The sequence below is a fragment of the Arachnia propionica genome (assembly GCF_037055325.1).
Taxonomy (GTDB): Bacteria; Actinomycetota; Actinomycetes; order Propionibacteriales; family Propionibacteriaceae; genus Arachnia.
In genome coordinates, this window is sequence record NZ_CP146373.1 from 926,002 (window position 1) to 938,235 (window position 12,234).

Consider the following 12,234-nt stretch of genomic DNA (forward strand, 5'->3'; position numbering starts at 1 on the left):
CTGCATCCTATCGGGTGCTGCTCGGCCCCGTGTCCGGCTCAGGCCCGTGCGATGCGGAAACCTCCCCAGCCTCCCCAGGCGGCTCCAACCAGCATGAGGATCACCCAGCAGGTCCCGACGATGAACGCAACCAGATCGAACCCGACGAACAGGGGCCACAGCACCAGATAGAACAGAGCCACCGCTGCCCCCCATCCCAGGGCAGCAACAACCGCTCCGCGCCACCCGTACCCCAGCCAGAGCGCACACCCCAGCATCAACAGGGCAACGATGGGCAGGCCATAGAACAGGAACAGCCCCTCGGAGCGACCGCCATCACCCTGTCCCGCAGTCACCCGAGCGACGCTGCCGATGATCTGCCAAAGCATCGGCAAACCGACACTCAACGCGACAAGCATCGGAAACACTCGCCGCCTGTCATGTCCCAGCGCAACGGCGAAACGTGCTCCCCATAGCCACAGCAGCGGCACCGTCGCCAAACAGACCAGGAACAACACACCAGCTGGCTCCTGGGTGTTTTCCTGTCGGAACGTGGCGACCATTGCGACGTCTGCCAGCCACGGGACGGCGGGCCACCAGTAGCGCCATGCGAACCGCCCACCGATGGCGGACAGCACTGCGCCGACGTCTCCGTTCATCGTCACTTCCCTTTCTCAACGTCTACCTGAGCGTCACGTCTGGGGCCTATCAAGAGGTCGGCCAGTTCCCGAAGACTCACCGGTTTCCCCAACAGGTCACCCTCTGACCCTTTCTTCACCACAGCGCTGGCCCACGCTCCCTCCCGATCCAGCCGTCCAAGCCTGGGAAGTGCGTCCACCTCCACGATCGGCCCGCTCACCCGGGTGAACGAGGTGATCATTCCCCTCACCGTGTCGGCTGCTGTCACTCGCCCGCCCTCCATGAGGGCCACGTACTGAAATAGTGGTTCGGCCTCGTCGACAAGATGCGTGGAAAGCAGCAAGGTACGGGGAAACATACGTAACTCCTCCCGCAGAACCCTCGTGAACCGCTGCCGTGCTGGTACGTCGAGGCCGTTGTAGGGCTCATCCAGCAGGGTCAGTGGGGCGCGAGCCGCCAACGCCAGACTGAGGAAAGCAGCTGTACGCTGTCCCCGGCTGAGGGCCATGGGATGACGACTCTCGGGAACATCGAACCAGGCCAGCAGCTCTTTGACGCGTTCCATGTCGAAATTCGGATGCACCCGGGAGACATGGTGTGCGAGGTCACGCAGGCGCTGATCCCCCCCGAAGGGCCAGTGTTCCGCGGTCAGGTACACCGTTCCAGATGCCGCCTCGGGGAGCTTCCTACCGAAGACCTGTGCCTTACCGGTGTACCGGGCCTCACGGCCGGCGAGCAACCGCAACAATGTGGACTTGCCCGCTCCGTTCCGCCCGATCAGGCCTGTCACCGAACCGATGGGCGCTGACAGGTTCACCTGTTGTAACACCGCCCGTGTCCCCAATCCAACCTGCACATCCTTCAATTCGAAGGCTGCTTCACCTTCCACGTCGTGCCTCTTTCATCCGTACCGGGAGCTGTTCGGCCCACCAGTCGAGAATTGCTTCGAATCTTTGTCTTCTGTGCCATGGTGTCCCGGATCGTGAGAGCTCATGATTCTCACCGGGGAAAACCAACATCCTGGCGGTGACTTCATTGCGCCGCAGCGCGGTGAAGTAACGTTGCGCCTGTTCCAACGGGCACCGCAGGTCCCGTTCGGAATGAATGACCAGTGTCGGGGTCGCAACCTGCCCGACCCTCGCCATAGGCGACTGCTGCTCAATCCTATCCGGATCGACACCAACATAGCCGTCCGAGAAAAACCATCCGATATCGCTGGTACCGATGAACGCAGCAGGATCCAAGTAACCTCGCTCAACGACGGCAGCGGTGAACCTGTCGTCATGCGAGGTGATCCACGCGGTCAGATACCCCCCGTAAGAACCTCCCATGACTCCCACTCGGTCCTCGTCCAGACTCTTGAACTGCACACACGCCCCGTCAAGAAAGGCCAGCACATCGGCCATGTCAACCACACCCATGCGTTCCTTGACCGCCCGGCCATGGGCCTGCCCGTAGGATGCGGAGCCCCGAGGGTTGCACTGCACCACGGCATATCCCGCACGGACGTAGACCTGAGCCTCGTCGAAGAAGGCCCAGTTGAAATTCGAGAACGGGCCGCCATGAATGTTCAACAGAACCGGATGGGGGCCTCTCCCCTTGGGCACGAAAACCCAGCCATGAATGTCATTGCCGTCCTCGCCCTGCACAGTCAGTTCCCTCGGCTCCACCGGGGTCGCAGCAGCGATGAGAGGTCGTGCGAAATCAGTCAGCCGGACGAGTCTTCCCTCAGCGAGACGGGCAAGTTCCATGGGATGTGTGGCCTCGCTGACGACCGCCACGGTCACGCCTTCACGTTCCGCAGCGGCGCTGACCACTCTCGGTCCCCTGACGAGAACATCAATCCGTCCTTCAGGGGAGATCGCTTGCAGTTCCCCGCAACCCCGGACTCTGGCGGGGGCCATAACGGATCCCTGTCCAAAAGGCTCCAGGAAACCCCACGGAGCCTCGTAGTCGCTAGTGACCGGATCCGTGAGAATCCGGGGTTCGGTGCCGGGTTTCGCGTCAGCGTCCAGAGCAGCGATGGCCGTGGCGCGTCCAACGAAGTCGAGTCCGCTCTCGCCGAGGTGCTCCGTCAGCAGAAACAGGGTTCTGCCGTCACGGCTGAACCGGGGTCGCGACCAAGCCTGCGGCGATTCAGGACCACCAACCACGAGAACCGGCGCGCCGCCAGCAACGGGCACTTCGTAAACCATCGTTCGAAGATCCGAGTCCTCCCCGGCATGCAGTGCAGCAGTGAAATAGACACGTTCCCCATCCGGGGTGAACTCCGGTTGGTGGCAGTCGGCTTCCATCGGGGTGAGCAGCCGTGCCCGGGGAATTCCACGCCTCCCCCCAAGCAGCGTGTTGTCCCTGGGTTCCTCCTCGGTTCCCGTTGCCGCACGCCCCCGGGGTTCCAGCCAGGGTTCCTCATCGAGGGAGGGAACTTCCAGGAGGTAGATCCCCCGGGGACGGTCCCGGGTGTATCCGAGACCGTTGGCCTGGTACTTGTTTCCCACGATCAGCCTGGGATCCTCGCGGTCAGTGGGGACACCGTCGAGAGTCCCGTACCGCCCCTCCTCGGGCATCCTGGCAACGAAAGCCAGCTTCCTCGAGTCGCTGGACCACACGAATTCATCCACTCCAAGAGGAGCGTCCGTGATGATCCTGGGTTCCCCGCCCTCAGCGGCGACGATGGCAAGTTGCGGTTTGACATCGATGCCGCCCCGGAGGAAGGCCACCGTCTGCCCGTCAGGGCTCAGTTGTGGCGCCAGGTCCGATGTGCCCCGGGTCAGGGGCCTGGGACGTCCTCTTCCTGCCGTGGCCACGCTCCAGATTCTCCCGACGTAGTCATCGACGACGAAGGAAGGACGTCGCGCGGCAAAAACCGCCTGCTCGCCATCGGGGCTGAGACTCGGGGATGACAGGCTGACCAGCAGGTCCAGATGGCGTGGTTTCACATCCATACCGTAAAGCTTCATCGCTTCCAGACACCACGCGAACCCGGAGGACGGATGGGCCAGGGCAACTTTCGAATCGGAACCGACATCGGACGCGCCATGGCCGCTCCGGCAGCCACGCCAGCAGCCAGAATGATGCCCACCGCGGCTGCGGTCATCAGGTCTTGCTGACCTTCTAGGAAGGACGTCTCCCCGGTTCCGAGAGCCAACTTCAACACCCCGGACCATGTGACCAGACCAGGCAGGATCGGCACCACGGCAGATGCCGAGATGGAGTCCAGTTGTACCCGCAGCAGGCGCGCCGCAGCTGCGGATGCCGCCCCGACCAGCAGGGCGGCTGCTCCGGTGGCCGCCACCACGGGCCAGTGCTGCGCCAGCAACCACAGGAAGAACCACCAGCTGGCAGCGCCGATTATCCCCGCGCTGACGATCGCCCGCCGCGACGCTCGGGTGCAGAAAGCCCACGCCGCAGCCACAATCCCGGACCAGAACACCGAGACGGGCCCCAACAGGCCATCGATGCCAAACTGCGCAGTGATCCACACTGGAATACCCAACCAGCTGGCTCCCGCCACCACGATGCTGGCGCCGATCACCAGCCCGATGGTGACAATCAGCCCATGGATGGCATGGGCGGTACCGGTCACGTAGAGGCCAGAGATGGCATCCTCCGAGGCACCGAGAATGGCCAGGCCGGCGAGCATCGAGATGATGGCACCAATGACTATCAGCCCCGGTTCAATCCCGGCCAGCCCCGGGACATCCCACCCCTTGGCCAAAGCGACACCGACCGCGGCTGCCGCGGCCATCGCTCCACCGACGCACTGCTGGAAGAACACTGAGACCCGTCGCCTCGCCAACCACACCTGGGTCCGGTGGATGCTCCAGGCGACGATCAGCGCCAAGAGGCCGACGATCCACCGGGCCCCGAACATGAGCGCTGCCGCGCTGGAAACCGCCCCGAAACCCAGGGAGACATCGAGGCCTCCCCAGCGTCCCTGGCGCCCGAGGATGGCCTCGATCCGAGCCCGAGAGTCCGGGATGCTTTTGCCCCGGGCTTCGGAGGCGACCTGCTGCAGCATCGTTATGAGCTCAAAGTCCTGATGACCGACGGGAACGACCCGCATGGCGGTCAGGGGTTCGCCATCGGGCTTCCCCCTGACTGAGACGATGATCATGTTCCCGGTGACGTCGGTGTGGTATTCCGCCATTCCGAGATCCCGCATGGCATGCCGGGAGGCCCGAATCGCCGAGGACACGGAGGCGCCGTGGGCCAGCATCCCGCACCCAATCTCCAACCCCAGGTCCAGCACCTTCCGGGGATCGGCGGTCATGCCTGCTCGCTGGGAAGCTCGAACAGCGCGAGCTGCTCGGGCGCATCATCGTGCGGCGGCTCCATTCGTTCCGGCTTTCTCTCCGTTTCCGGGAAACCGGGGCCCCGAGTCACGGGGACACCGTCCCGGTGGGCAGTGGCGGCGGCACGTGCTCGTTCATCGGCTGCCTCGTTCAGGGGGTGGCCTGCATGTCCTTTGACCCATTCAAAACGCACCCGTCTGCCCTGCAGGGCACGGTCGAGTTGCTTCATCAGGTCGGCATTCAGGACAGGTTTGCCGTCGCCCTTCTTCCAGCCACGACGTTTCCAGCCCGGAAGCCATGTGGTCAGGGAGTTGATGACGTACTGCGAATCGCACAGGATCAGCAGTTCCTCATCCATGCCCGTAGTGGAGTTCAACAGGTCCAGCACCGCCATCAATTCCCCCATGTTGTTGGTCCCGTGCGGCCAGCCCCCACAGTCCCAGTGGTCGTCATCGATGTACCAGGCCCAGCCGGCCGGACCGGGATTTGCCAGCGAGGAGCCGTCCGCGGCCGCCGTGATCACGCCCGCGCCTCGCAGCGGGCGGCGCGGAAGGCCGGACGGATCAGCCCCGTGACGAGGGCCTCTCGTTCGTCGTGGTGCAGGAAGGCTGCACGCATGGCCGCCACGGTCACGGCCTCCACCTCGGTGAGTCCCCATCCGAAGGTCTCGGAGAGCTTCGCGAACTCCTCGGACAATGCGGTGCCACTCATCAGGCGGTTGTCGCAATGGATGGTGACGTTGAAACCAAGCTCGGCGAGTCGCCCGACGGGATGCCGGTCGAGAGACTTGGCCACACCGGTTTGAAGGTTCGATGTCGGGCACACCTCGAGCGGAATCTGCTGGTCCCGCACGAAGGCCGCGAAGCGGCCGAGCCTGGGCCGATCCCCCCAGAAGTCGTCGATGTCCTCGCAGATCCGCACACCGTGGCCGATGCGCTGGGCGCCGCAGAGTTGGACGGCCTCCCACATCGACTCCGGTCCGTCGGCCTCGCCTGCATGGATGGTGAAGTGCGCGTTATTGCGTCGCAGCAGGTCGAAGGAAGCCTGGAAACGGGTGGGAGGGAATCCCAGCTCGGCACCGGCGATGTCGTATCCGACGACAGAGTCGTCGCGGTGGACCAGAGCAAGTTCAGCGATCGCGGTGGTGGGTTCATCGACGTGCCGCATCGCCGTGACGATCTGGGTGGCGACGATGGCCCGTCCCGCGGTCTCGGCCTGCGCCATGCCCTCGGCCAGGCCGTCACGGACCGCCTCCACAGCCGCCTCCAACGTCAGCCCTTTCTGCAGGTGCTGTTCGGGAGCCCAGCGGGCCTCGGCGTAGACGACGCCGTCGGCGGCTTGGTCCAGCACGAACTCTCGTGCCACTCGCACCAGCTGATCGCGAGTTTGCATGGCGGCTGTGGTGTGGGCGAAACCCTCCAGGTAGCGCACCAGGGAACCGGAGTCGGCGGATTCGAAGAACCACCTGCCCAGTTTCTCCGGGTCGGTGGTGGGTAGCTCGTGCCTGTTCTCGGCGCAGTGCTCGATCACGGTCGAGGGGCGCAGCCCACCATCGAGATGATCGTGAAGGGCGACCTTGGGCAGGGCACGTAGTTCTTCCAGGCTCAGCATAAAAACATCCTAGAGTTGTGGGTAAGGGTCAGCGGACATGGTTCAGATCGGCGGGTCCGAAAGCCTGCGGCAGCACCTCCGACATCGGCAGCACCCCGGTCGGGGTGTCCACGAGAAGCACATTCCCGCCGAACTCGAACAGCAGCTGCCGGCACCGCCCGCAAGGCAGGATCCTCTCCCCCAGTTTGTTGCAGCATGTGAACGCCACCAGCCGTCCACCTCCCGTGGCATTCAGCTGTGAGACCAGCCCGCACTCGGCGCAGAGCCCCACCCCGTAGGATGCGTTCTCCACATTGCAGCCAACCACGATGCGACCGTCGTCCACCAGGGCAGCCGCCCCCACCTGGTAGTCGGAGTAGGGCGCATAGGCTCTTTCCGTGACCTCCCGCGCCGCGGCCCGCAGCCGTTCCCAATCGATTCCGGTCATGTCAGTGGGTCTTCACGAAGTGGACACCATCAGCGGCGGGCGGACGGACGCGACCGACCAATCCAGCGACGGCAATGATTGTGGCGACATAGGGCAGCATCTCGATGAACTCACTGGGAATCGGGAGGCTCATCAGTTTGATGGACTGCGCCAAGGCCCGGGTGAACCCGAAGAACAGAGCCGTTCCCGCTCCCCAGACAGGATGCCAGCGACCCATGATCACCGCGGCCAGGGCAATAAAACCGTTTCCTGCCGTGATGTTGTTGTCCTGGAAGGCCCCGCCGAAACCGACCGTGAAATAGGCCCCACCCAGACCCGCGAAGATCCCGCCCAGCAGCACAGCCTGGGTCTTGGTGGAGATCACCTTGATCCCGACGGTGTCCGCTGCCTGCGGGTGCTCACCGACCGCCCGGACCCGCAGCCCCCACTTGGTGCGGTGGAGCAGGAACCACACCAGCGCAACAGCAAGCAGGGCCATGAAGGTCAGGGGGCGTTGGGTGAACAGGATCGGCCCGATGAAAGGGATGTCGCTCAGCGCGGGAACGGCGAACACCGGCATGGGGCTGACCATATCGAAGGTCTTGGGATCGCGGGCGACGAGCTGCTGGAAGATGAAACCCGTCAACCCTGTCGCCAGCAGGTTCACGACCACCCCGACGATGACGTGATCCACCAGATATTTCAGCGTGAACAGGGCCAGCACGCCCCCCATCAGGAGGCCGGCGACGGCCGCCGCCATCAGGGACGCCAGGAAGGACTGGGCCACCGAAAACCCCAAGGACTGGGTGCTGGAGAACATCACAGAGGCTGCGAAGGCCGCCGCCAGGAACTGGCCCTCAATCGCGATGTTCACCACGCCGGCACGCTCCGACAAAACACCGGCCAGCACCCCGAACAGCAGCGGGGTTGAATACGCCAATGTGAGGTTCAGCTGGCTCGTCAGGACGAACGGGACCGTGGAGGACGCAGCGGCCCAGACAATGAAACCGGAGAGGATGCTGAGCCCGGCGACCACTCCCGCCGCGGTACGCAAACCCTTCGGGAGCTCGCCGATCAGGAACACGGCCCCCGCAGCAAGGGTGAACAGGGCGAAGACCATCAGCAACGGCGGGCCCGGCACCTCAATGGTCGGCAACTGCACATCCGCGAAGGCGTCCGACAAGGCGATGTTCCCGGTCGGATTGGCGGTGAACGCCATCACCACCAGCAGCACCCCGAGCAGGGCGAGGAGAATCCCCGTCGCGATGCGCGTGGAACGCCCCTCCGGTGATTCGATGACCTTCCTTTCCGGAGCGTCGATGCCAGGAACGATGATGTCGGTGCTCATGCCTTGGCCTCCTTAGGGGTGGTCCGGGCGACACCGCATCTGCGTTCCTTGAGGAAGGGCAGCAGCCAGGTGACAAAAGCGGGCGCCGCGACGAGCAGAACGATCAGGGCCTGGATGAGGTCCACCAACTGTTTGGGGGTGTCGGCGATCGTGACCATGGCGGTGCGACTGGCCTTCAACGCGCCGAACAGCAACCCTGCCAGCACCACACCGATGGGACGGGAACGCCCCAACAGGGCCACCGTGATGGCGTCGAACCCGAGGGTTCCGATGATGCTGACGGTCAGCTGCGGCGGGTAGCTCGTCAGAATCACGGGGGCGGTGACGGTGATCAGGCCACCGAGACCCGCCAGGCCACCGGCCAGGGCCATCGTCGTGAAGGTGACCCGCCCCACGGAGGTTCCCGTGGTTGCCGCAGCATCCGGGTTCAACCCGACCGCCTGCAGCTGAAGACCGAACCTGGTGCGTTCCAGGAGCCACCAGCATCCCAGAGCCGCCAGCAGCGCCAAACCGAACCCCAGGTGCAGACGGGTCCCGGCGATCCGGGGCAGGGTGGCGCTCCACTCCAACACCGGTGCGATCGGGTTGGAAGCCCCCGGTTGCCGCATGAATGGTTGCTTCAACAGATAGGAGAGGATGTTCGCGGCGACGTAGTTCATCATGATCGTGAGGATCACCTCGTGGGCCCCTGTGCGGGCCTTGATGAGACCGACCACACCACCCCAGAGCGCCCCCATGAGGACGCCCGCGAGGATCACCAGCGGAAGGTGCAGGAGGAGGGGAAGCCCCTTGACGCTGAAACCGAGATAGGCCCCAAGCAGCGCCCCCATCACGGCCTGACCCTGGGCGCCGATGTTGAACAACCCGGCCCGGAAAGCCAGTGCCACCCCGAGGCCGGCCGCTATGAGAGGAGCCGCCTCCGCGGTGGTTTCGGTGAGGGCGGTCACCGACCCGAGGGAACCCACGTACATGGCCTCGAAAGTAAGGGCGATCTTGCCGAAGGTGGCGTCCAGGGCGTCGCTGGGCCGGGCGATGAAGTAGGCGTATTTCGCCATAATCCCCGCATCGGTGACCACCATGATGACCATCGCGACGACGAAGGCCAGGATCAGGGAGGCCGTGGTCACCAGGGCCGTGGTGATCCAGGCCGGGCGGCCACGGTTTCCGGTGCTCATGCCTGGTCCTCCTGCTCCGTGATGGCGACGGCATCCTCGTGGTCAATCCCCGCCATCATGAGCCCCAGCACGTCACGGGAGGTGTCCGGGCCGACGACACCGACGATGCGTCCCCGATACATGACCGCAATGCGATCAGCCAGGGACTCCACCTCGTCGAGTTCCGTGGAGATGATGAGCACCGCGGTTCCCCTGTCCCGTTCGTCGACGATCCGGGTATGAAGGAATTCTATCGCACCCACGTCGACACCCCGGGTGGGCTGGTTCGCCAGCAGCAGCGACAGCGGACGCGACAGCTCCCGGGCCAGCACCACCTTCTGCTGGTTGCCTCCCGACAGCGACCGAGCCGGCTGCGCGTAAGAGTCGGTGCGGATGTCGAACTCCTCAACGAGCTTCATGGCGTGCTGGTTGATCTTCCCCAGCTTGAGGTTTCCACCCACACTGAAATGGTCGAGGTTGTCCAGCACCAGGTTCTGGGCGATCGAGAAATCCCCGATCAGGCCGTCCTTGTTTCGGTCCTCCGGCACGTAGCCGAGGCCCGCGCCAAGGGTTTTGACGGGACTGAATCGCGTGACATCGACACCGTCAAGAATGATCGTTCCGCTGACCGGGGTCATTGTGCCGAGCAGCGCCTCGGCCAGTTCACTCTGCCCGTTGCCTTGCACCCCCGCTATGACGATGATCTCACCGCCTCGCACTGTCAGATCGAGGTGGTCGACGGCCACCGCCCCGGATGCGCTGGCCACCGTCAGGTCGGAGATCACCAGGCGTTCCTCCCCGATGTGCGGCGCCTGTTTGGCCACTTTCAGCTCGACGGAACGTCCGACCATCATGGCGGCCAGTTCGGCCTCGGTACTCGTGGGTTCGGCGCGTCCGATAACCTCGCCGCGCCGGATGACCGTGATGTCATCGGCCACCTCCAGCACTTCACGGAGTTTGTGGGTGATGAACACAATCGCACGTCCCTCGTCACGCAACGCACGCATCACGTCCATCAACTCGCTGATCTCCTGCGGGGTCAGCACCGCCGTCGGCTCGTCGAAAATCAGGTAGCGGGCGTCATGGGCCAATGACTTCAGGATCTCAACCCGCTGCTGGATGCCAACAGGCAGGTCCTCCACGAGCGCATCCGGATCGACTTCCAAGCGGTACCGTCTCGAGAGTTCCCGGACCCGCCTCCTGGCCTGGCTGATGTCGAGGAGCCCCACAGAGCCGGGTTCGTGACCTAGCACCATGTTCTCCGCGACCGTGAACGGGGGAATCAACATGAAGTGCTGGTGCACCATGCCGATGCCGGCAGCCATGGCCTGGCGAGGATCCCCCAGCCTGAGTTTTTCCTCCCCCAGCCAGACTTCACCTTCGTCGGGGGCCAGCAGCCCGAAGAGGATGTTCATTAGGGTGGATTTTCCCGCGCCGTTCTCCCCGAGCAGGCAATGGATGCGCCCCGGAACGATATCGATACTGATGTCGTTGTTGGCCGTGAGGGGACCGAAACGTTTCGTGATGCCTTCCAACGACAACACGGGAGCTTCCGAGAGCGACGAAGTCACTGTTGTTACTCCTTCCTCAGGCGCCCACTCTGCGAGTGCTCAGTGGAGCGGGGACATCCACGTGACGTCCCTGCTCCACATGTCACTGCATCTTCTTCAGCATCACCTGACGGTGGTCTCGACTGTGATCTTCCCGGAGATGATGTCGGCGCGGATCTGTTCCAACTCCGACTTGGTCTCAGCCGGAACTTTGGAGTCGAAGTCGTGGAACTCGGAAAGATCGACTCCCTTGTTCTTGAGGGTTCCGACATACGGATCGGAGGAGAAGGAACCCTCCTTGGCGGCCTTGATGGCATCGAGGACGGCCACATCCATGCTCTTCACCACCGAGGTGATGATCACGTCCTTGTATTCGGGTGCGGAGCCGTAACCGTCGGTGTCCACCCAGATGGCGTTCACCTTGCCATTGGTTTCCTTCACGGCATCCAGCGCCCCCAGCCCAGAGGGACCGGCGATCGGAAGGATGATGTCGGCGCCCTGTGAGATGAGCGTGTTGGCGGTGTGCTTGCCACCGGCGTTGTCGTCAAACGGGCTGGCACCGCCGATGAACTGCCCGTCCTTGGTGGCACGATCCCAGCCGAGCACCTGAACGGTCTTGCCTTTGGCCTGGTTGTAGTACTCAACACCTTGGGCGAAGCCGTCCATGAAGATCGACACGGTCGGGTACTTGGCCCCGCCGAAGGTGCCGACTTTCCCGGTCTGGGACAGCGAGGCGGCGACATAACCCGCCATGAAGGCAGGCTGGGCGGTGTCGAACATCAGTCCCTTCGCATTGTCCACCCCGTCGAAGGATTCATTGTCGACGATCGCGAACTTGACGTTCGGGTTCTGTTTCGCGGCAGCTTCCGTGGCGTTCGCCAGGGCATACCCGACCGTCACGATGACACCGCACTTGGCGTCGATCATGGACTGGACGTTGCGCGCGTACTCGGATTCCTCCTTGGACTCGATCTGCGCGGTCTCGACGCGGAGCTGTTCCTTCGCCTGCAGCAGACCCTTATAGGAGGTCTCGTTGAAGGATTTGTCGTCGAAACCACCGAAATCGGAAACCATGCAGGCCTTGAAATCCCCTGCCCCAGCAGTGGCGCTGCCAGCGGCGCTGCTGGCTGGAAGGGAACCAGTCGGGGAGGAAGAGGTCGTCATCGGGGCCTCGGCGCAGGCGGACAGCAACAGAGAGCTGACGGCGGCGAGAGAGGCGAGTTTGAGCAGGGACTTGGTCACTTCGAGCTCC

Annotated in this window: 10 protein-coding genes and 1 pseudogene; all 11 read right to left on the reverse strand. The window is 63.9% G+C overall.

Features of this window, described 5'->3' with window-relative positions; all coding sequences use genetic code 11:
* Positions 1-38: 38 nt before the first annotated feature.
* Positions 39-638 carry a hypothetical protein gene (locus tag V7R84_RS04340; protein WP_338572406.1) on the reverse strand — a complete coding sequence of 200 codons (600 nt, stop codon included), beginning with the start codon at positions 636-638 and terminating at the stop codon, positions 39-41.
* A gap of 2 nt (positions 639-640) precedes the next feature.
* Positions 641-1,507 carry an ATP-binding cassette domain-containing protein gene (locus V7R84_RS04345; protein WP_338572409.1) on the reverse strand — a complete coding sequence of 289 codons (867 nt, stop codon included), beginning with the start codon at positions 1,505-1,507 and terminating at the stop codon, positions 641-643.
* The gene (locus tag V7R84_RS04350; protein WP_338572410.1) at positions 1,497-3,557 is read right to left on the reverse strand and encodes a S9 family peptidase; all 2,061 of its coding nucleotides are present in this window, start codon (positions 3,555-3,557) and stop codon (positions 1,497-1,499) included. The genes V7R84_RS04345 and V7R84_RS04350 overlap by 11 nt, the downstream gene beginning before the upstream one ends.
* Positions 3,558-3,574: 17 nt before the next feature.
* A complete protein-coding gene (locus tag V7R84_RS04355; protein WP_338572411.1) occupies positions 3,575-4,891 on the reverse strand; it encodes a threonine/serine ThrE exporter family protein in 1,317 nt (438 codons plus the stop codon).
* Positions 4,891-5,436, reverse strand: a pseudogene (locus tag V7R84_RS04360) (ribonuclease H family protein); the annotation flags it as partial. The gene V7R84_RS04355 and the pseudogene V7R84_RS04360, both read right to left, overlap by 1 nt.
* Complete coding sequence (locus V7R84_RS04365; protein ID WP_338572413.1) at positions 5,433-6,524, reverse strand: adenosine deaminase; 1,092 nt, start codon at positions 6,522-6,524, stop codon at positions 5,433-5,435. The pseudogene V7R84_RS04360 and the gene V7R84_RS04365, both read right to left, overlap by 4 nt.
* Before the next feature lie 28 nt (positions 6,525-6,552).
* Positions 6,553-6,951 carry a cytidine deaminase gene (locus tag V7R84_RS04370; RefSeq protein ID WP_338572414.1) on the reverse strand — a complete coding sequence of 133 codons (399 nt, stop codon included), beginning with the start codon at positions 6,949-6,951 and terminating at the stop codon, positions 6,553-6,555.
* A gap of 1 nt (position 6,952) precedes the next feature.
* The gene (locus V7R84_RS04375) at positions 6,953-8,278 is read right to left on the reverse strand and encodes an ABC transporter permease (protein WP_338572416.1); all 1,326 of its coding nucleotides are present in this window, start codon (positions 8,276-8,278) and stop codon (positions 6,953-6,955) included.
* Positions 8,275-9,453, reverse strand: coding sequence for an ABC transporter permease (locus tag V7R84_RS04380; protein ID WP_338572418.1), 1,179 nt, complete (start codon positions 9,451-9,453; stop codon positions 8,275-8,277). Before V7R84_RS04380 ends, V7R84_RS04375 begins: the two co-directional genes overlap by 4 nt.
* On the reverse strand, positions 9,450-11,003 hold the full coding sequence (locus tag V7R84_RS04385; protein ID WP_338572421.1) for an ABC transporter ATP-binding protein: 1,554 nt from the start codon (positions 11,001-11,003) through the stop codon (positions 9,450-9,452). Before V7R84_RS04385 ends, V7R84_RS04380 begins: the two co-directional genes overlap by 4 nt.
* 102 nt (positions 11,004-11,105) lie before the next feature.
* Positions 11,106-12,224, reverse strand: coding sequence for a BMP family ABC transporter substrate-binding protein (locus V7R84_RS04390; protein ID WP_338572424.1), 1,119 nt, complete (start codon positions 12,222-12,224; stop codon positions 11,106-11,108).
* Between the last annotated feature and the right edge of the window lie 10 nt (positions 12,225-12,234).

Excerpts from the sequence above, each read along its gene's own strand:
- V7R84_RS04340 (WP_338572406.1), bottom strand. The coding sequence starts at position 638 with ATGAACGGAGACGTCGGCGCAGTGCTGTCCGCCATCGGTGGGCGGTTC.
- V7R84_RS04355 (WP_338572411.1), bottom strand. The coding sequence starts at position 4,891 with ATGACCGCCGATCCCCGGAAGGTGCTGGACCTGGGGTTGGAGATTGGG.
- V7R84_RS04365 (WP_338572413.1), bottom strand. The coding sequence starts at position 6,524 with ATGCTGAGCCTGGAAGAACTACGTGCCCTGCCCAAGGTCGCCCTTCAC.
- V7R84_RS04370 (WP_338572414.1), bottom strand. The coding sequence starts at position 6,951 with ATGACCGGAATCGATTGGGAACGGCTGCGGGCCGCGGCGCGGGAGGTC.
- V7R84_RS04375 (WP_338572416.1), bottom strand. The coding sequence starts at position 8,278 with ATGAGCACCGACATCATCGTTCCTGGCATCGACGCTCCGGAAAGGAAG.
- V7R84_RS04380 (WP_338572418.1), bottom strand. The coding sequence starts at position 9,453 with ATGAGCACCGGAAACCGTGGCCGCCCGGCCTGGATCACCACGGCCCTG.